We start from the raw sequence: 18,024 nt of genomic DNA on the forward strand, positions 1-18,024 counted from the left end.
GGGGCCGGTCGGAGCGTGTGGCGGTGGCGAAAGTTCCTTGCGCGCGCGTTCAGGCGCCGCGCGCCTGGCCCACCAGCCACTCGGCGAACAGGCCCAGCAGCGGCCGGCCTTCGCCGCGGTCGGGCGTGACCAGGTAGTAGTTCCGCTGGCCCGAGAGCACCTGCGCGCAGGCCACGACGAGTTCGCCGCGCGCGAGTTCGTCCTCGACCAGCAGGGTCGGCATCAGCGCCACGCCCAGGCCCTGGGTGGCGGCCGCGGCCAGCATCGAGAACAGCTCGTAGCGCGGCCCGGTGCGCGCGCGCGGCGCATCGACCTGCTGCGCATCGAACCACTGGCGCCAGCCCTCGGGCCGGGTGCTCTGCTGCAGCAGCGGCATCCGCGCGATGGCGTCGGGCGTCACGGCCTGGCCGTGCGGCAGCAGCCGCGGGCTGCACAGCGGCACCACGTCTTCGCGCAGCAGCAGGGCGGTATGCGTACCGGCCCAGTTGGCCACCTGCGCGGGCGTGCCCGCATAGATCGCCGCGTCGAACTCGGCATCGGCGAACAGGAAGGGGCGGGTGCGGGTCTCGATGTGCACCACCACCTCGGGCTGCTGGCGTGCGAAGGCCGGCAGCCGCGGGATCAGCCAGCGCGTGGCGAAGGTGGGCACCGCCGCCAGTGCCAGCGAGCCGCCGGCGCCCTGGTCGGCCATGGCGTCGAGCGTGTCGCGCTCCATGGCCTCGAGCCGCTTGGCGGTCTGGCGCGCATAGGCGGCACCGCTGGGCGTGAGCGCCACGCCGTGCCGCGTGCGCCGAAACAGCGTGACGCCGAGGAAGGCCTCCAGCGCGCCGATCTGGCGCGAGACCGCGCTCTGCGTGAGCGCGAGCTCCTGCGCGGCGCGCGTGTAGCTCTCGTGGCGCGCGGCGGCATCGAAGCAGACCAGGGTCTGCAGCGGCGGGATCTTTCTGCGCATTAAGGCTCTCCCCCAGTCTTCGCGCACTGCGTGTCGCTTCGCCAACCCCCTTCCGGGGGCGACACCAGCGGCCCGGCGGAGCCGGTTCCGCGGTGTCTCACGCGTGGCAACGGGGCGCTTCCGAGCCAGGTGGCCTTGGTTAAGGTATTCGTGCAATGCATATCTGGCTGAGTATTGCTCGTTTGCGCCGACCCGGTGCCGAGGCTAGGATCGAGCCATTCATTTCCCGTCTTTTCCCTCTTCTTCCGGAGACAGCACATGGCCGCCAAAGCGCAATTCCACTGGGACGATCCCCTCCTGCTCGATCAGCAGCTGACCGACGAAGAACGCATGATTCGCGATGCGGCCAATGCCTACTGCCAGGAACGCCTGCTGCCCCGCGTGACCGAGGGCTTCCGCACCGGCGAGACCGATCCCGCCATCTTCCGCGAAATGGGCGCGCTGGGCCTGCTGGGCCCGACGATTCCCGAACAGTACGGCGGCCCGGGCCTCAACTACGTGGCCTACGGCCTGATCGCGCGCGAAGTCGAGCGCGTCGATTCGGGCTACCGCTCGATGGCCAGCGTGCAGAGCTCGCTGGTGATGGTGCCGATCTTCGAATTCGGCACCGAGGCGCAGAAGCAGAAGTACCTGCCCAAGCTCGCCACCGGCGAGTTCATCGGCTGCTTCGGCCTGACCGAACCCGACCACGGCTCCGACCCCGGCAGCATGGCCACGCGCGCCAAGAAGGTGCCGGGCGGCTATTCGTTGAGCGGCGCCAAGATGTGGATCAGCAACTCGCCCATCGCCGACGTGTTCGTGGTCTGGGCCAAGGAAGTCAGCGAGAGCGGCACGGTCGGCCCGATCCGCGGCTTCGTGCTCGAGAAAGGCATGAAGGGCCTGAGCGCTCCCGCGATCCACGGCAAGGTCGGCCTGCGCGCCAGCATCACTGGCGAGATCGTGATGGACGGCGTGTTCTGCCCCGAAGAGAACGCCTTCCCTGAAGTGCAGGGCCTGAAGGGCCCGTTCACCTGCCTCAACAGCGCGCGCTACGGCATCTCCTGGGGCGCACTCGGCGCCGCCGAGGACTGCATGCACCGCGCCCGCCAGTACACGCTGGACCGTAAGCAGTTCGGCCGCCCGCTCGCGGCCAACCAGCTGATCCAGAAGAAGCTGGCCGACATGCAGACCGAGATCGCGCTGGGCCTGCAGGGCAGCCTGCGCCTGGGCCGCATGAAGGACGAGGGCATCGCCTCGGTCGAGATCACCTCGATCCTCAAGCGAAACAACTGCGGCAAGGCCCTCGACATCGCCCGCCTGGCGCGCGACATGATGGGCGGCAACGGCATCAGTGACGAGTTCGGCGTGGCGCGCCACCTGGTGAACCTGGAAGTCGTGAACACCTACGAAGGCACGCACGACATCCATGCGCTGATCCTGGGCCGCGCGATCACCGGCATCGCCGCTTTCGCGAACTGAAACCGGACAGCCGGACGCAGAAGAAATACCAAGGCGACGCAGAAGTCGCGGAAGAAGCCGAAGAAATTTTTCCGGTTTCCCTTCTGCGACCTCTGCGCAACCTTTGCGAGCTCTGCGTCCTGTCCCCGCATTCCTGAATCTCCATGACCCCCGCAGCCCTCGACGGCCTCAAAGTCCTCGACCTCTCCCGCGTGCTCGCGGGCCCCTGGTGCACGCAGATCCTGGCCGACCTCGGCGCCGATGTCGTGAAGATCGAACGCCCCGGCGTCGGTGACGACACGCGCGGCTGGGGCCCGCCCTTCCTCAAGGACGCGGACGGCAAGGACACCGACCAGGCCACCTACTTCACCGCCTGCAACCGCAACAAGCGCTCGGTCACGGTCGACATGGCCACGCCCGAGGGCCAGGCCCTGCTGCAGCAGATGGCCGCGCAGAGCGACATCGTGGTGGAGAACTTCAAGACCGGCGGCTTGAAGCAGTACGGGCTCGACCACGAGACCCTGCGCGCGGCCAACCCGCGGCTGATCTACTGCAGCGTGACCGGCTTCGGCCACGACGGCCCGCACGCGCAGCGCGCCGGCTACGACCTGATGATCCAGGCCACCAGCGGCATGATGAGCATCACCGGCCGGCCCGACGAGGTGCCCGGCGGCGGCCCGCTGCGCGTGGGCGTGGCGCTGACCGACCTGTTCACCGGCGTCTACGCCAGCACGGCCATCCTGGCCGCGCTCGAGGTGCGCCATCGCACCGGCGAAGGCCAGCACATCGACATGGCGCTGCTCGACGTGGGCATGGCGATCCTGGCCAACCAGGCCAGCGCCTTCCTCAACGCGGGCGTGGTGCCGCAGCGCCAGGGCAACAGCCATCCGAGCCTCGCGCCCTATCAGGACTTCCAGACGCAGGACGGCTCGATGCTGCTGGCCATCGGCAACAACGGCCAGTTCGCGCGCTTCTGCGAAGCCGCCGGCCATGCCGAGTGGGCCGCCGATCCGCGCTTCGCGAGCAACACGCTGCGCGTCACGCACCGCGAGGTGCTGATCCCGCAGATGCAGGCGGTCACGCGCACGCGCAGCACCGCCGACTGGATCGCGCTGCTGGAAGACAAGGCCGTGCCCTGCGGCCCGATCAACAACATCGCGCAGGCCTTCGACGACGAACAGGTCAAGGCGCGTGGCCTGGCCGTGACGCTGCCGCGCGATGCGGGCGACGGCATCGCCAGCATCACCGGCGTGGCGAGCCCGCTGCGCCTGTCGGCCACGCCGCCGGTGCTGCGCCATGCGCCGCCCGCGCTGGGCCAGCACACCGACGAGGTGCTGGCCGAGTTCGGCCTCGGTGCGGAAAAGATCGCGGCGCTGCGCGCCGGCGGGGTGCTCTGACGGCGTCCGCCCGCCTCGCGTCCGCGGCGCCGGCGCCCGATGCGCTGACGCCCGCGGACCGCTACGCGGAGCTCTTCACCGCGGTGCAGGGTGCGCGCGTGTTCCCCGACAGCAAGACCTTCGTCGACTGCGCGCCGCGCGGCGAGCCGGCCGCCATCCTCGCGGCCTACCGCGCGCAATGCGGCACGTCGGGCTTCGATCTGCGGGCCTTCGTGGCCGCGCATTTCGAGGAGCAGCATCCGGCACCGAGCGACTACGTCTCGGTGCCCGGCCAGCCGATCGCGGCCCACATCGACGACCTGTGGCCGGTGCTCACGCGCCATCCGCACCAGCATCCGGCCCACGGTTCGCTGCTGCAGGTGCCGCACCCCTACGTGGTGCCGGGCGGGCGCTTCGGCGAGCTCTACTACTGGGATTCGTACTTCACGATGCTCGGGCTCGCGGCCAGCGGGCGACACGATCTGGTCGGCGACATGGTGCGCAATTTCGCGCACCTGATCGACGACCATGGCCATGTGCCCAACGGCACGCGCACCTACTACCTGAGCCGTTCGCAGCCGCCGCTGTTCGCCTGCATGGTCGAACTCGCGGCGCGGCTGGGCGTGACCGATCCGCTCGAGCAGCTGCCGCAGCTGCGCCTCGAACATGCCTGGTGGATGCGCGGCGGCGAGGGCCTCGCGCCCGGCGGCGCGCAGGCGCGCGTGGTGCGGCTGCCCGACGGCGCGCTGCTCAACCGCTACTGGGACGCGCGCGACACGCCGCGCGAAGAGGCCTGGGCCGAGGACGTGGCGACCGCCCAGGCCAGCGGCCGCGAGCCGGCCGAGGTCTACCGCCACCTGCGCGCCGCGGCCGAATCGGGCTGGGACTTCAGCACGCGCTGGCTCGACGAAGGCGAGGCGCCGGTGCTGGCCAGCATCCGCACCACCGACATCGTGCCGGTCGACCTCAACGCCTTTTTGTTCAAGCTCGAGACCACCATCGCCGCGCTGTCCGCGCAGGCCGGCGACACGGCGACCGCGCAGGCCTTCACGCAGCAGGCGCAGCGCCGCCGCGATGCGGTCACGCGCTGGCTGTGGAACGTGGAACAGGGCGCCTTCTTCGACCACGACTGGCGCCGGGGCCGGCAACGCCAGGGCCTGACCGCGGCCTGCGTCGCGCCGCTGTTCGCGGACCTGGTCGATGGCCCGCAGGCCGACGCGCTGGCGCAGACGGTGCGGCAGCGCCTGCTCGCGCCCGGCGGCCTGTCGACCACCGAACGCTTCAGCGACCAGCAGTGGGACCAGCCCAACGGCTGGGCGGCACTGCAGTGGATGGCGATCGACGGCTTCGCGCGCCATGGCCACCACGCGCTGGCCGGCACCATCGGCAAGCGCTGGCTGGCCACGGTGGCCGCCGTCTACGAGCGCGAGGGCAAGCTGGTCGAGAAGTACGCGCTGCGCCAGCAGGAACACCAGCGCTCGGCCGGCGGGGGTGGCGGCGAGTACCCGCTGCAGGACGGCTTCGGCTGGACCAACGGCGTCACGCGCACGCTGCTGGCGGCCCATCCGCAGCACACAGCGCATGGCTGCGTGGCGCATGCGGCGGAGCCGCTGCACCGATGACGCGTTTCAGAGTGCGCGGCCCACGATCGCGAGCACGAACACCGCGACACCGATCGACAGGTTGACCGCCACCAGCTTGCGGATGGTGTTCAGCTGCGCCGCGGCCACCGGCCATTCCCTGGCCGCCACCGCGCGTTGCAGGCGCGGGTAGGGCGCAAAGCGGATGTGCAGGAACAGCGCCATCATCACCAGCCCCAGCGTGAACATGCCGTGCACGCTCCAGTGCACGCGTGCGAAGCCGCCGGCCGCCATCACCAGCGCGAGGCCGCTGGCGAGCGCGGTGGCCACCGCGATGGAAACGCCGACGAAGAAGCGCGAGAGCGCCGCGGCCATGAAGGGCAGGCGCTGCGGCGGCTCGAGCGTGGCGACGGCCGCGGGACGCACCGCGAAATGCATCACTGCCATGCCGCCGACCCAGAAGGTCACGGCGAGCAGGTGCAGCAGGAGGAAGAGTGAGGTCGTGAGGAACATGGCGCAGCGTAGACCATCGCGATGGCCGGCGTGTGCAATGCCCTTAGAGCCGGCCGAAGCGCAGAAGGATGCAGAGACCGGGGAACCACAGTGCGGCCTCGCGCTCCTATGCCCCTCAGGCCGGGCGCAGCACTTGCGCGCCTCGGCGCCTTTTTCTTCTTTCTCCCCCCGCTTCCATGACAGAAATCCGCAACGCCGTTGCCGATCAAATGCGCTTCCGTCGCCGCGTCTTCGTGATCGCCGGCGTCGTGCTGTTCGGCTTCGGCTTGCTCTCCTCCCGGCTCGTCTACCTGCAGGTCACGCAGCACGAGGACCTGTCCCGGCAAGCCGAAAGCAACCGCACGGCCATCGTGCCGGTGGTGCCGAACCGCGGCCTGATCGTCGACCGCAACGGGATCGTGCTGGCCTCGAACGAGGCGGCCTACACGCTCGAACTGACACCTTCCAAGGCCGGCGACATCGATGCGGCCCTGGCCGACCTGCAGGCGTTCGTGCCGCTGTCGCCGCGCGAGCTGCGCCAGTTCAGGCGCCAGCTCGGCGAGTCGCGCCGCTTCGACGCCGTACTGCTGCGCAGCCGGCTCAGCGAGGAGGAAATGGCCCGCTTCGCCGCGCAGCGCTACCGCTTTCCAGGCATCGAGATCAAGGCACGCCTGCTGCGCACCTACCCGCACGGCGAGACCGGCGCGCATGTCATCGGCTACATCGGGCGCATCAACCAGCGCGAGAAGACCGCGATGGACGACTGGGACGATGAAGAGAAGGCCAACTACCGCGGCACCGACCACATCGGCAAGCTGGGCATCGAACAGAGCTACGAGAAGGAACTGCACGGCCAGACCGGCGCCGAGCTGATGGAGACCTCCGCGGGCGGCTATGCGGTGCGGCGCTTGTCCAGCCACCCGTCGGCCGCGGGGCGCACCGTGATGCTGTCGCTCGACATCAAGCTGCAGAAGCTGGTGGAGGACATGTTCGGCGAACGCCGCGGCGCGCTGGTCGCGATCGACCCGGGCACGGGCGAGGTCCTGGCCTTCGTCAGCAAGCCCAGCTTCGACCCCAACCTCTTCGTCGAGGGGATCGACGTCGAGAACTGGAAGGCGCTCAACGAATCGCTCGACAAGCCGCTGCTCAACCGCGCGCTGCGCGGCACCTATCCGCCCGGCTCGACCTACAAGCCCTTCATGGCCCTGGGCGCGCTCGAGACCGGCACACGCGCGGCCCACGTGGTGCAGAACGACCCGGGCTTCTACACCTTCGGTGGCCGCAACTTCCGCAGCCACGAGGGCGGGCTCGGCGGCGTCGACATGCACCGGGCGATCCAGCGTTCCAGCAACACCTACTTCTATTCGCTGGCGAACGAGATGGGTGTCGACAGGATCCACGACTTCATGAAGCCGCTGGGCTTCGGGCAGGTGACCGGCATCGACCTCGCGGGCGAGAGCCGCGGCGTGCTGCCGAGCACCGCATGGAAGCGCAACGCCTACCGGAAGGCCTCGATGAAGACCTGGTTCCCGGGCGAGACCATCTCGCTGGGCATCGGGCAGGGCTACAACAGCTTCACCATGCTGCAGCTGGCCTCGGCCAACGCCACGCTCGCCAACGGCGGCGTGAAGTACACGCCGCACCTGGTGCGCGCCATCCAGGACCCGATCACCGGCGCGGTGGTGAAGAAGATCCAGCCACCCGGCGAAGACCTGGGCTACGCACGCGCGCATGTCGAGGTGGTGCGCAACGCCATGGTGGCCGTGACCCAGGGCGGCACCGGCACCCGCGTCTTCGCCGGGGCGGCCTATGCCTCGGCCGGCAAGACCGGCACCGCGCAGGCGGTGACGCTCAGCGCGGCCGCGCGCGCGAGCGGCAAGGCGCTCGACCCGCGCCAGCGCGATCATTCGCTCTACATGTCCTTCGCGCCGGCCGCCGACCCGACGATCGCGGTGGCGGTCATCGTCGAGAACGCGGGCTTCGGCGCGGCGCATGCCGCACCGATGGTGCGTCGCGTGTTCGACTACTGGATCTCGGGCCTGTACCCCAACGAGGCCGACATGGCGGCGGTCAGGGAAGGCAAGGCCGGCGCGCCGATCGGCACGCCCTTGCCGGTCCAAGAGGTCTGGCCATTCGACGACGCCGATGCAGCGCCGGCCGACGAAGTCGAGGGCTCGCCGTCCGAAGCCACGCGACCGGCCTGAGGCGCGGCCTCGGTGCCGGGCCGCGCGCTCGGCGGCCGGCCGCGCGACCATTCCTGGATCTCGCTGCGGCCGATGCCCAGGTCGTTGAGCTCGCGGTCGCTCATGCCGCGCAGCGCCAGCACGTCGCGCCGTTCGATGGCGGCGGCGCGCCGGCGCGCCACCCAGCGGCGCAGCCCGGCGAGCAGGGCGGACGAGGGGCGGGCGGCGGACGGGCGGGTCATCGAAAGGCTCCAGGGTGGGGTGAGCCGCGATCTTCTGCTTCCAGGTGCTATTGTGGAAGTTGAGATTTCTGAGGCCATCAATCAGCTTTCCTGATCGAGCGACAAAGGACCCCCATGCGCCAACTCAACCTCGACCAGCTGCGCACGCTGATCGCCATCGCCGACCTCGGCACCTTCTCGGCCGCCGCGCAGGCGCTGCACCTCGCGCAGCCCACCGTGAGCCTGCACATCAGCGAGCTCGAGTCGCGGCTGGGCGCGACGCTGGTCGCGCGCGGCAGCCGCAGCGTGACCGTGACGCCCGCGGGCGCGGCGCTGGTCGAACGCGGGCGCCGGCTGCTGCGCGATGCGGACGAAGCCGTCGAAGCCGTGCACCGCCAGGCCGAAGGCCGGCTCGGCCGCGTGCGCCTGGGCACCTCCACCGGCGTGGTGATCGACCTGCTGCCGCAGGTGCTCGAGGCGCTGCAGGCCAGCCATCCGGGCATCGACGTCGAGGTGAGCATCCTGGGCTCGGCCGACGCGATGGCGCGGCTGGCGCAGGGCACGCTGGACATCGGCCTGGTGGCGGTGCCGCAGCCACCGCTGCGCGGCCTGGTCGTCACGCCCTGGCGCAGCCAGCCGATGATGGCCTTCGTGCCGCCCAGATGGAAGGCGCCCCGGCGCGTGAGCCCGGCCTGGCTGGCCGCGCAGCCGCTGATCTTCAACGACGCGCGCACCCACATGTACCGGCTGGCCATGGAGTGGTTCGCGAACGCGGGCCACGCGCCGCGTGCACGCATCGAACTCAACTACGACGTCGCCATCCGCGGCCTGGTGGCCGCGGGCTACGGCGCCGCGATGCTGCCCCTGACGCCCAGCACCGACGCCTCGTGGCACGAGCGCGTGCAGATCCTGCCGCTGAGCCCGCCGCTCACGCGGCGGCTGGGCATCGCGCACCGCGACAAGGGGGCGATGGACGGCGCGACCGAACGGGTGGTCGAGACCTTGACGCGCTTCCGCCAGCGCTGAGCGCGCGCGCCGGCTCGATACACTGCCCCCGGCTCTTTTTTCCGGTCCAGAAAATCACCATGCCCGTCTTGCGTCAGCGCCTTCTTTCCCTTGCGGTCTCCTGGGCCTGCGGCCTGGGCGCGGCCTGCGCGGCCGAGGGGCCGACGACCGTGGCCGATGCCGCCATGGCCCGCGCGAGCGTGCCGCTGGCGGCCTTCGCCGCGCTGCCCGCGATCCGGCATCCCAGCCTGTCGCCCGACGGCCGGGCGGCCGCCATGGTCCAGAACGTCGACGGCATGAGCTATGTGGTCGTGACCCGCTTCGGCGAGAAACCGAAGGTGCTGTTCAAGACCGACAACGCCAAGTACACCTTCTGGTCGCTGCGCTGGGCCGGCAACCAGCGCCTGCTCGTCGGCGCGCATTTCTCGGAGGACCTGCGCGGCGTGCGTACGCAGGAGACGCGGCTGATCGCGATGGACGCCGACGGTGGCAACCTCAAGGCCGACCTCACGCGTTCGATACTGGACGACGGCTTCTCCAATCGGATGCGGCGCATGCCGCAGGTCCACGACAGCGTCCTCACCGGGCTGCGCGGCGAACCCGAGACCGTGCTGCTGGCCCTGGACACCCGGGAGCCGGGCCAACCCGATGTCTACCGCCTGGACGTGCGCAGCGGGCGATCGCGGCTCGCGCAGCGCAACCTCGGCGGCATCCATGCCTGGCTCACCGACCGGGAGGGCGAAGTGCGGCTGGGCTACGGCACGAGCGGCACCATCGCGCGCGTGATGGTCAGGCCGACGGCCTCGCCCGCGCGCCCCGCCGAATGGACCGCGCTGACGCGCTACGACGCCACCGATGCGGCCCAGACGCGCGTGCATGCGCTGACGCCGCTGGGCTTCGATGCCGATCCGCGCTTTCTCTATGCGCTGGCACCGGTCGATGGCCGCGATGCGCTGGTGCGCATCGACCTGCACGACCCGGCCTTCGCGCGCGAGACCCTGCAGGCCGATCCCCGGCTCGACGTGCGCGCCACGCTGCTGCGCGACCCCGCCACGGGGCGCGTCGTCGGTGCCGAGTACGTCACCGACGCCGCCCATGTCCTGTACTGGGACCCGGAGGCCCGCCGACGCGGCGAACTGCTGTCGGCCGCCTTGCCGGGACGCGCCCTCAAGGTGCTCGGCAGCGACGAGGCGGGCCAGCGCAGCATCGTGGTGGCCAGCGAGGCGGCCCGGCCGCCCGAGTACTTCATGGTCGATTGGGCGAACGGCCAGGTCGAGCCTTTCGGCCGCAACCATCCCGCGCTGGACGGCCAGGCGCTGTCCACGCCCCGGCAGGTCGCGTTGCGCAGCCGCGACGGCCTGGCGCTCGAGGGCTACCTCACGCTGCCGCCGGGCGTCGCGCCTGAAACTCGGCCCGCGCGCGCCTTGCCCACGGTGCTGCTGCCGCATGGCGGCCCTGCCGCGGCCGACAACGGCAGCTACGCGTACTGGCCGCAGTTCATGGCCAGCCGCGGCTGGGCGGTGCTGCAGCTGAACTTCCGCGGCTCGACCGGCTACGGCCAGGATTTCCGCGAGGCCGGCCGCCGCCGCTGGGGCCTGGAGATGCAGGACGACCTGGCCGACGGCCTGCGCTGGATGGTCGACCAGGGCATCGCCGACGCCGCTCGCGTGTGCATCGCGGGCAGCAGCTACGGCGGCTACTCGGCGCTCATGGGCGTCGTGAAGGACCCCGCGCTCTACCGCTGCGCCGTGAGCCTGGCCGGCCCGGCCGACCTGCGCGACCTGCTCGCGCATTCGCAGAAGTTCGTCGGCTACGCCGTCAACGCCGAGGCCGAGATCGGCACCTGGTGGGGCGATCGCGCGCAACTGCGCCAGACCTCGCCGGCGCTGCGCGCGGCCGAGATCCGCGTGCCGGTGCTGCTGGTGCACGGCGCCAACGATGCCACGGTGCCGGTGGCCCAGTCGCGCGACATGGCCGACGCCCTGCAGAAGGCCGGCCGCACCGACGTGCGCTACGTCGAACTGCCGCTGGGCGACCATGCGCTCAGCCGCCAGCAGGACCGCGAGCAGTTCCTCACCGAGGTGGAGCAGTTCTTGCGGAAGAACCTGGACTGAAGCGCCCCACCTGCGCCACCACCCAGCGCGGATCGTCCAGCGCCAGGTCGTGCCCCGCCGTCGGATGTTCGACGATCGGCAAGCGCCAAGCCTGCGCCAGCCGGCGCGAGCAGCCCGGGTCGACCAGGCCGTCGCCCGCGCCGACCAGCACCTGTAGCGGCACGCGTGGCGCCTCGGCCGGGGCGCGGTAGCGCGCGGCCGCGAAGAGCTGGCGCAGCGCGTTGGCGGTCGACACCGGATGCCGTTCGCGCAGCGCGACCCAGTCGGCCACGATGCCGGGCGCGGCGGTGCCGGTGGCGTGGTGGCGGCTGGTGAGCCGCAGCACCGTGGCCTCGCGCGCCCGCGCATCGCGCCAGGGCCACAGCACGCCGAGCAGGGCCGCGTAGTGGCGCGGCCGCAGCCGCTGGTGCCAGGCGCTGAAGGGCCGCAGGCTGGTGTTGACCAGCACCGCGCTCTCGATCTCCTGCGGATGCCGGTGCGCCCATTCGACCGCCACCATCGCGCCCAGCGACATCGCGAGCAGGTGGCAGCGCGCGATGCCCAGCGCCCGCAACTGCGCGCGGCAGTGTTCCATGGTGGCGCGGATCGATGCCGGGCTCGCGAGTGCATGCAGCGCGCCCGCGCCCGGCAGGTCGAGGGTCAGCACGCGGGCGCCGGGGGGCAGCGCGGCGGGCAGCAGCGCGGGCAGCGCGCCCCAGTGGCCGGCCTCGCGCGTGAGGCCGCGCAGCAGCACCCAGGTGGGGGCGGTCGGCGCGGGCGTCATGCGGCGTACCAGCGCGCCAGCGCCTGCGCATGGTGGCGCCGCCGCGCCTCGTCCACCGGCACCCACTGCGCATGGCTGCTGGCCGCGCGCGTGATGAAGTCCATCCACCACATGTGACGGCGCAGCACGCGCTGCTGGCGGTGCGCGATCACCGGGTTGAAGATGCCGTGGCGCGAGAACAGCTGGCGCGGGTTCTTCTTCACCCACAACCACGAACCCATCTCCAGCGTGAGCGGCAGGAACAGCGTGTCGGGCCGCGCGCAGGCCGCGAGGTAGAGGTGGTCCCAGAGGTCGCCGTGCGCCATGTACTGGCGGCTCTGCGGCTCGAGCACGTAGGGGTGGTGCAGCAGGCTCAGGTCGATCAGCTCGCCCAGCGCATGCATCTCGGGCAGGTGCGCCATGGGCTGCGGCGTGTGGGCATAGGGAAACCACAGCCGGTCGCTCAGGCCGAAGCCCGAGTGGCAATCGAGCGCGATGCTGAAGGGGCGGCTCAGCAGTTCGCTCTCGACCAGCGCGCACAGCGCGGCGCTCTCGGCCTCCATCGCCGCGCCCTCGACGCCGCGGTACCAGGGCAGGGTGGCGCTCAGGCGCTGGCCGCCGAGCAGCCAGGGCACGCGCTCCTGCGAATCGACGGGCGCATTGCGCATCAGGTCCACGCCGCGCGGGTTGGCGCGGGTGTTGAGCCACAGGCCGCCGGGGTTCACGATCGGCAGGAAGACCAGGCGCAGCGTCTCGAGTTGCCGCTGCAGCGTGGTGTCCCACTGCAGCCGCGTCACGATGCTGCGCAGGTAGGCGATCGTGACCTGCGCGCCGATGCGCTCGAGGCCGTGCACGCCGCCGAAGATGCCGACCGCGGGCACGTCGCTGCGCGTGCTGCCGAGCAGGAAGGCCTGCACCTCGAAGCGCTCCTCGCCGACCTCGACCTCGCACAGCACGCGGCGTTCCATCGACGGCCCGGCGAGGTCGACGAGGGCCTGGAGTTCGAGCAGTTCGGGCAGGTCGGAAGGGCGCAAGATGCCTGCAGGATAGCCCCCCGCGCTGCCATCAAAGCGTCACACGAGGCCCCTAGGCTGGCACCCGGTCACCACTCTTTTCCACGAGGCTTTCCATGCGCTTTGCACCCCAGCTGATGATGACGACCCACGGCTTGCGCGCGATCGCGGGTGCGCTGGCCTGGGGCCTGGCCGAGTCGATCGCGCTCGCGCGTTCGCGCCGCCGGCAGCGCCATCGCTGAGCGTTCTTTTGAAATTCAGCCCGCGTCGGCCACGGTGCGCACGATCCGGCCCAGCTTCTTGAGGGCCGCATCCATCTCTTCGTCGTAGGGCCAGCCGCAGTTCAGCCGCATGAAGTGGTCGCTGCGCGAACCGTTGGAGAACAGGTAGCCCGGCGCCACCACGATGCCTTCCTGCTGCAGCGCCGCGTCGAACACCGCGGCCGAGGCGCAGCCCTTGGGCAGTTCCACCCACAGCTGCAGCCCGCCGTTGGGCAGGTTGATCCGCGTGCCCTCTGGAAAGTAGCGTGCGATGGCTTCGGCCGTGCGTTCGCGCTGCCCGCGCAGCGCGGTGCGCAGACGGCGCAGGTGGCGGTCGTAGGCGCCCGTGCCCATGAACTGGCCCGCGCCCAGCTGCGACAGCACCTCGTTGTTGCGGCTCTGCGTGTACTTGAGCATCTCCACGCGCGCCTGCCAGCGGCCGGCGCTGATCCAGCCCAGCCGCAGGCCCGGCGCGAGGATCTTGTGCATCGACGCGCAATGGATCACGTTGCCGCTGCGGTCCCAGGACTTGATCGCGCGCGGCGGCGTGTCGACGTCGAGCAGCTCGCTGTAGGTGTCGTCCTCGATCAGCGCGATGTGCTGTGCCTCGCACAGCGCCACCAGCTGTTCCTTGTGGGCATCGGGCATCACGCTGCCCAGCGGGTTCTGCAGGTGCGGCACCACCACCACCGCCTTGATGTCGCCATAGGTCTGGGCCGCGAGCTCGAGCGCGCCGATCGACAGGCCGGTCTGCGGGCTGGTCGGGATCTCGAGCGCGCGCAGGCCCAGGCTCTCGAGCACCTGCAGCAGGCCGTAGAAGGTGGGCGATTCGACCGCGATGGTGTCGCCCGGCTGCGCCACCGCGCGCAGCGCGAGGTTGAGCGCCTCGATGCAGCCGTTGGTGATCAGCAGTTCCTCGGGCGACAGCGCCATGCCGGCCGCGACCGCGCGCTTGGCCAGCACGCTGCGGAAGTGCGGGTCGCCCTGCAGCGGCGGCACGCCCGAGATCAGCGCCGGCTTGAGGCGCAGCGCGCGCGTCATCGCGGCGCGCAGCTCCTCGGCCGGATAGAACTGCGGCGCGGCGCGCGCGATCGACAGGTTGAGTTTCACGTTGGCCGCGCGGCGCTGGGCCACGAAGGCCGACACCCGGCCGTGGATGCCCACGTAGCGCGCCGGATCGGGCGGCGCATGGGCCGAGGGCTCGTCCATCGGCGCCATGTGCAGCCGCTGCGGCCGGCGCACGAAGTAGCCCGAGCGCTCGCGCGCCTCGGCCCAGCCGTCGGATTCGAGCGTGCGGCACAGCTGCAGCGCGGTCGACAGGCTGATGTCGTGCAGCCGCATCAGGCCGCGCAGCGAGGGCATGCGCTCGCCCGGCTGCAGCGAGCCGGCCTCGATCGCGTCGCGGTAGTGCGTGGCGAGGCGGCGGTAGAGCGGCGGCGCGGCCGACGCGGTCGTCGAGAGGGACATGGGGCGATGCTGGCCTGGGTGTGGCGGTGAAAACAGATGCAGTTTCCGCCAAAACGACCATAACAGATCAGGCTTCGGCGGCGCTGTTCCGGTCGCAATGCCGGGCGCTGTGCCTGTTACGGAAGGGCCGCGCTGCCGAACATGGAGGCTCGATCCAAGGAGCTTTCGATGACCTCTGCGACTTCCTCTTCTCCGGCCCCGCGGCTGCGGCCCGGCCAGTCCCTGCAGCTGGCGCTGGACGCCGGCACCGTGCTGCAGGTGGCGGCCGGCACGCTGACCCTGCACGAGCCCATGCGCTGGATCGGCGGCAGCGTGGTGCGGCCGACCCTGCGCCTGTCCGAAGGCCAGAGCCACCGGCTCGCGCAGGGCGGCTGGTGCGTGCTGGCGGCCGAAGGCGAGGCGGCCGAGTGGCGCTGCCATGCGCCGCTGCCGCCTTCGCCCTGGTGGGCGGTGTTCCGGCGGACGGCCGCACGCCCCGCGACGGCGCTGCGCTAGGCGGTCGGCCCTCATGGAATATCCTGAGGGCGCGCGCCGGGCGTCAGACGTTGTAGGACGACCCGCGATCGCGATAAGGAATTCCACGATGAAACGCTGTCACCTTCTGCTTGCCGCCCTCATGGCCGCGGCTGTCCTGCCTGCCACCGCGCAGGTCTCGGTCAACATCAACCTGCCCGGCGTGGTGCAGGCCGCGCCGCCGCCGCCGCGCTACGAGCGCATGCCCGGTCCGCGCGCGGGCCAGGTCTGGGTGCCGGGCCACTGGCAGTGGAACGGGCGCGACTACGCCTGGCGCGGCGGCTACTGGCAGGCCGCGCGCCGCGACTACGCCTATGCGCCGGGCGCCTGGGTGCGCGTGGACGACGGCTGGCGCTGGCGTGAAGGCGATTGGCGCCGGGCCGAACGGCGCGCCGAACGCCGCGAGGAGCGGCGCCGGGAGGAACGCCGGTACGACCGGCATGACCACGGGCATGGGCACGATCACTGCCCGCCGGGCCAGGCCAAGAAGGGGCGCTGCTAGAGGCTCAGTGGGCGCTGCCGTTGAGGTAGGGCTCGGGGTCCACCGCCGCGCCGCCCTTGCGGATCTCGAAGCGCAGCTTCACGCGGTCGGTCCCGCTCTGGCCCATCTCCGCGATCGGCTGGCCGCGCGTCACCGTCTCGCCTTCGGCGACCAAGGCCTTGCTCACATGGGCATAGGCGGTGATGAAGTCGTCGTCGTGCTTGAGGATCACCATCGTGCCGTAGGCCGGCAGCGCGCTGCTGATCAGCACCACGCGGCCGTCGCGCGCGGCCTGGATCGGTTCGCCCAGGCGGCCGCCGATGTCGATGCCCTTGACCGCATCGCCGTCGAAGCGGGCCAGCACCGGGCCCAGGGCGGGGCGACCGAAGCTCGCGTTCGGGTTGGAGGCCTGCGGCGCCGGCGCGGGCACGAGCGGTGCCGGGGCCGGGCGGATCACGGGCGCGGGCGGTGCCGGCGGCTGCACCGGGGCCGAGGGCAGGGGCGGCAAGGGCGGCAGCGGCGTGGTGGTGCCGCAGGCGGCGAGGGCCGCGATGGCGGCGAGGCACAGACCCGAGCGAAGGCGCGTGGACGTCAGACGAAGAAGATGCATGTTCAGGCCCGTTCGTTGTGGGTGGAAGAATGCCTTGTGACCTCGCCGAGGCGAGGACGTTCCGGCGCTTGCGTCGAATGCGTGTCGGCGGTGCTGGCGGCCGCTCAGCGCGGCCGCGGCGCGTAGCCGCTCTCGATCCAGGCTTCGGCGCTCGTGGCGCTGAGCTTGAAATTCGGTGCCACCCGGGTTTCGCCGAGCGTCTCGCCAGTGTCGTCCTGCGCGCTCAACACGGCATAGGGATTGTCCTCATCCGGCACGATCCGCAGCGCCACGCGGATGCGATCGGCGCCATGGCCTACGCTGACCTGCTTGTTGAGCTGCGCGTGCAGCTGCTGCTCGTGCCGGCGCAGCACCTCGTTGGCGGTCTTGACCAGCGTGTGGAAGGCCGGCGTGTCGAGCGGCTTGGGGTTCTTCTTGTCGCGGCCCATGGTCCAGGGGCCGACCAGCGCGGGTTCGGGGTCGCCGTGGCGGGTCATGGCGACGGCCCAGCCGTCGTCCTCCTCGTTCTTGACGATGCGGGCGGTCCAGTTGTCGTCGCGCCAGAGGCGGGCTTCCTGCAGGGGGAGGGTGTCGGAATCTGTCGGGTCGGTCGAGTCGGTCATTCGGATGCGGGTGTTCTTGTGCGGGCCATTTTCCCCTGTGCGCCGGGTGCCGTCGTCATACCCACGTACTGTTGCAGTCCTTCGACCAGCGCATCGAAGGCCACGCGGCAGCGCGGGCTGTGGCGCAGGTCCTCGTGCATCGTGACCCAGGTGTCGAGCCGCAGCGAGACGGTGCGCGGCATCAGCCGCACCAGCGCCTCGCTGCGCCGGGCCAGCCCGACCTGGCACATGCCGATGCCCGCGCCCGCGCGGATCAGCGCCAGCTGGGCCAGGTCGCTGTCGGTGCGCAGCGAGAAGGTGTCGCGGTGGAAGCCCGGCAGCGCCTTGCCGGCCTGGCGGATGAAGGGCGTGGGCTGGTCGTAGCCGATGACCGTGTGCCCGGCCAGGTCCTCGGGCCGGCGCGGCGTGCCGTGGCGCGCGAGGTAGTCGCGGTGCGCATGCAGGCCCAGCAGGATGTCGCCGATGCGGCGTGCCAGCAGCTGTTCCTGCTTCGGCCGCACCATGCGCACCGCGATGTCGGCCTCGCGCCGCAGCAGGTCCTGCAGCCGGTTGGTCACGACCAGCTCCACCTTGAGCAGCGGATGCGTCTCGCGCAGCCGCGCCACGATGGGCGGCAGCACCTCGACGCCGATCACTTCGCTGGCCGAAATCCGCACCACGCCGCGCGCGCCCTCGCCCTGGGGGGTGGCCGCGCGCTGCAGCGAGGCGGCCGTGCTCTCCATGGCCTCGGCATGGGTGCGCAGCGACAGCGCCACCTCGGTGGGCAGCAGCCCCACCTGCGAGCGCGTGAACAGCACGGTGCCCAGCGCGGCTTCGAGCGCCGCCACATGGCGCCCGGCCGTGGGCTGCGTGATGTCGAGCGCGCGCGCGGCACCCGAGAGCGAGCCCTCGCGCAGCACGCCCAGGAAGGTGCGGTAGAGCTCCCAGCCGATGTTCGAGATCATACGGAAATGTATAGCTGCTGCACCATGTTCGG

Annotated in this window: 17 protein-coding genes and 1 pseudogene; 9 read left to right on the forward strand and 9 right to left on the reverse strand. The window is 71.3% G+C overall.

The genetic code is table 11. From position 1 onward, the window contains the following. Nucleotides 1-49: 49 nt before the first annotated feature. Complete coding sequence (locus QTI20_RS27695) at nucleotides 50-952, reverse strand: LysR substrate-binding domain-containing protein (RefSeq protein ID WP_219215849.1); 903 nt, start codon at nucleotides 950-952, stop codon at nucleotides 50-52. Nucleotides 953-1,210: 258 nt separating this feature from the next. On the opposite strand from QTI20_RS27695, the gene QTI20_RS27700 reads away from it, so the two are divergent. The 3 genes from QTI20_RS27700 (at nucleotide 1,211) to treF (ending at nucleotide 5,387) form a co-directional block, all read left to right on the forward strand. Next, nucleotides 1,211-2,410 carry an acyl-CoA dehydrogenase gene (locus tag QTI20_RS27700; protein ID WP_286555097.1) on the forward strand — a complete coding sequence of 400 codons (1,200 nt, stop codon included), beginning with the start codon at nucleotides 1,211-1,213 and terminating at the stop codon, nucleotides 2,408-2,410. A gap of 143 nt (nucleotides 2,411-2,553) precedes the next feature. After that, entirely contained in the window at nucleotides 2,554-3,786 is a 1,233-nt protein-coding gene (locus QTI20_RS27705) for a CaiB/BaiF CoA transferase family protein (RefSeq protein WP_286555095.1), read from the forward strand. Continuing rightward, a complete protein-coding gene (gene treF / locus QTI20_RS27710) occupies nucleotides 3,783-5,387 on the forward strand; it encodes an alpha,alpha-trehalase TreF (protein ID WP_286555657.1) in 1,605 nt (534 codons plus the stop codon). Before QTI20_RS27705 ends, treF begins: the two co-directional genes overlap by 4 nt. Nucleotides 5,388-5,393: 6 nt before the next feature. Here treF and QTI20_RS27715 read toward each other — a convergent pair whose 3' ends face one another. Beyond that, on the reverse strand, nucleotides 5,394-5,858 hold the full coding sequence (locus tag QTI20_RS27715; RefSeq protein WP_286555093.1) for a CopD family protein: 465 nt from the start codon (nucleotides 5,856-5,858) through the stop codon (nucleotides 5,394-5,396). 176 nt (nucleotides 5,859-6,034) lie between these two features. Here QTI20_RS27715 and mrdA point away from each other — a divergent pair, with 176 nt between their 5' ends. Beyond that, complete coding sequence (gene mrdA / locus QTI20_RS27720) at nucleotides 6,035-8,041, forward strand: penicillin-binding protein 2 (RefSeq protein ID WP_286555092.1); 2,007 nt, start codon at nucleotides 6,035-6,037, stop codon at nucleotides 8,039-8,041. Nucleotides 8,042-8,145: 104 nt separating this feature from the next. Here mrdA and QTI20_RS27725 read toward each other — a convergent pair. Then, nucleotides 8,146-8,340 (reverse strand): annotated as a pseudogene (locus QTI20_RS27725) (hypothetical protein); the annotation flags it as partial. A gap of 36 nt (nucleotides 8,341-8,376) precedes the next feature. Here QTI20_RS27725 and QTI20_RS27730 point away from each other — a divergent pair. Both QTI20_RS27730 and QTI20_RS27735 read left to right on the forward strand, forming a co-directional pair. Beyond that, entirely contained in the window at nucleotides 8,377-9,267 is an 891-nt protein-coding gene (locus QTI20_RS27730; protein ID WP_286555091.1) for a LysR family transcriptional regulator, read from the forward strand. A gap of 59 nt (nucleotides 9,268-9,326) precedes the next feature. Further along, on the forward strand, nucleotides 9,327-11,360 hold the full coding sequence (locus QTI20_RS27735; protein ID WP_286555090.1) for an alpha/beta hydrolase family protein: 2,034 nt from the start codon (nucleotides 9,327-9,329) through the stop codon (nucleotides 11,358-11,360). On the opposite strand, the gene QTI20_RS27740 is transcribed toward QTI20_RS27735, so the two are convergent. Beyond that, entirely contained in the window at nucleotides 11,320-12,123 is an 804-nt protein-coding gene (locus QTI20_RS27740; RefSeq protein ID WP_286555089.1) for an alpha/beta fold hydrolase, read from the reverse strand. The genes QTI20_RS27735 and QTI20_RS27740 overlap by 41 nt on opposite strands. Further along, nucleotides 12,120-13,136: a M14 family zinc carboxypeptidase gene (locus QTI20_RS27745; RefSeq protein ID WP_286555088.1), complete on the reverse strand. Its 1,017-nt coding sequence runs from the start codon at nucleotides 13,134-13,136 to the stop codon at nucleotides 12,120-12,122. The genes QTI20_RS27740 and QTI20_RS27745 overlap by 4 nt, the downstream gene beginning before the upstream one ends. A gap of 95 nt (nucleotides 13,137-13,231) precedes the next feature. Here QTI20_RS27745 and QTI20_RS27750 point away from each other — a divergent pair, with 95 nt between their 5' ends. Beyond that, complete coding sequence (locus QTI20_RS27750; RefSeq protein ID WP_286555087.1) at nucleotides 13,232-13,357, forward strand: hypothetical protein; 126 nt, start codon at nucleotides 13,232-13,234, stop codon at nucleotides 13,355-13,357. Between the two features lie 15 nt (nucleotides 13,358-13,372). Here the strand turns inward: QTI20_RS27750 and QTI20_RS27755 are convergent, their stop codons facing one another. Then, on the reverse strand, nucleotides 13,373-14,842 hold the full coding sequence (locus tag QTI20_RS27755) for an aminotransferase-like domain-containing protein (RefSeq protein ID WP_286555086.1): 1,470 nt from the start codon (nucleotides 14,840-14,842) through the stop codon (nucleotides 13,373-13,375). Between the two features lie 168 nt (nucleotides 14,843-15,010). Between QTI20_RS27755 and QTI20_RS27760 the strand changes: the two genes are divergently transcribed. Further along, nucleotides 15,011-15,337: a hypothetical protein gene (locus QTI20_RS27760; protein WP_286555085.1), complete on the forward strand. Its 327-nt coding sequence runs from the start codon at nucleotides 15,011-15,013 to the stop codon at nucleotides 15,335-15,337. Nucleotides 15,338-15,458: 121 nt separating this feature from the next. Further along, nucleotides 15,459-15,857 (forward strand): hypothetical protein, encoded by a 399-nt coding sequence (locus QTI20_RS27765; protein ID WP_286555083.1) that lies wholly within the window; start codon nucleotides 15,459-15,461, stop codon nucleotides 15,855-15,857. 4 nt (nucleotides 15,858-15,861) lie between these two features. Here QTI20_RS27765 and QTI20_RS27770 read toward each other — a convergent pair whose 3' ends face one another. The 3 genes from QTI20_RS27770 to QTI20_RS27780 all read right to left on the reverse strand — a co-directional run bounded on the left by QTI20_RS27770 (nucleotide 15,862) and on the right by QTI20_RS27780 (nucleotide 17,992). After that, complete coding sequence (locus QTI20_RS27770) at nucleotides 15,862-16,446, reverse strand: murein hydrolase activator EnvC family protein (RefSeq protein WP_286555081.1); 585 nt, start codon at nucleotides 16,444-16,446, stop codon at nucleotides 15,862-15,864. A 104-nt stretch (nucleotides 16,447-16,550) separates the two neighbouring features. Beyond that, nucleotides 16,551-17,048 (reverse strand): hypothetical protein, encoded by a 498-nt coding sequence (locus tag QTI20_RS27775; protein WP_183028429.1) that lies wholly within the window; start codon nucleotides 17,046-17,048, stop codon nucleotides 16,551-16,553. After that, nucleotides 17,045-17,992, reverse strand: coding sequence for a LysR family transcriptional regulator (locus tag QTI20_RS27780; protein WP_286555079.1), 948 nt, complete (start codon nucleotides 17,990-17,992; stop codon nucleotides 17,045-17,047). The genes QTI20_RS27775 and QTI20_RS27780 overlap by 4 nt, the downstream gene beginning before the upstream one ends. Between the last annotated feature and the right edge of the window lie 32 nt (nucleotides 17,993-18,024).

It is taken from the genome of Variovorax sp. J2P1-31 (genome assembly GCF_030317215.1).
GTDB lineage: Bacteria > Pseudomonadota > Gammaproteobacteria > Burkholderiales > Burkholderiaceae_C > Variovorax.

Coding starts and splice junctions, on each gene's coding strand:
- QTI20_RS27695 (WP_219215849.1), bottom strand. CDS start 952: ATGCGCAGAAAGATCCCGCCGCTGCAGACCCTGGTCTGCTTCGATGCC.
- QTI20_RS27700 (WP_286555097.1), top strand. CDS start 1,211: ATGGCCGCCAAAGCGCAATTCCACTGGGACGATCCCCTCCTGCTCGAT.
- QTI20_RS27705 (WP_286555095.1), top strand. CDS start 2,554: ATGACCCCCGCAGCCCTCGACGGCCTCAAAGTCCTCGACCTCTCCCGC.
- QTI20_RS27715 (WP_286555093.1), bottom strand. CDS start 5,858: ATGTTCCTCACGACCTCACTCTTCCTCCTGCTGCACCTGCTCGCCGTG.
- mrdA (WP_286555092.1), top strand. CDS start 6,035: ATGACAGAAATCCGCAACGCCGTTGCCGATCAAATGCGCTTCCGTCGC.
- QTI20_RS27730 (WP_286555091.1), top strand. CDS start 8,377: ATGCGCCAACTCAACCTCGACCAGCTGCGCACGCTGATCGCCATCGCC.
- QTI20_RS27735 (WP_286555090.1), top strand. CDS start 9,327: ATGCCCGTCTTGCGTCAGCGCCTTCTTTCCCTTGCGGTCTCCTGGGCC.
- QTI20_RS27740 (WP_286555089.1), bottom strand. CDS start 12,123: ATGACGCCCGCGCCGACCGCCCCCACCTGGGTGCTGCTGCGCGGCCTC.
- QTI20_RS27750 (WP_286555087.1), top strand. CDS start 13,232: ATGCGCTTTGCACCCCAGCTGATGATGACGACCCACGGCTTGCGCGCG.
- QTI20_RS27755 (WP_286555086.1), bottom strand. CDS start 14,842: ATGTCCCTCTCGACGACCGCGTCGGCCGCGCCGCCGCTCTACCGCCGC.
- QTI20_RS27760 (WP_286555085.1), top strand. CDS start 15,011: ATGACCTCTGCGACTTCCTCTTCTCCGGCCCCGCGGCTGCGGCCCGGC.
- QTI20_RS27765 (WP_286555083.1), top strand. CDS start 15,459: ATGGCCGCGGCTGTCCTGCCTGCCACCGCGCAGGTCTCGGTCAACATC.
- QTI20_RS27770 (WP_286555081.1), bottom strand. CDS start 16,446: ATGCATCTTCTTCGTCTGACGTCCACGCGCCTTCGCTCGGGTCTGTGC.
- QTI20_RS27775 (WP_183028429.1), bottom strand. CDS start 17,048: ATGACCGACTCGACCGACCCGACAGATTCCGACACCCTCCCCCTGCAG.
- QTI20_RS27780 (WP_286555079.1), bottom strand. CDS start 17,992: ATGATCTCGAACATCGGCTGGGAGCTCTACCGCACCTTCCTGGGCGTG.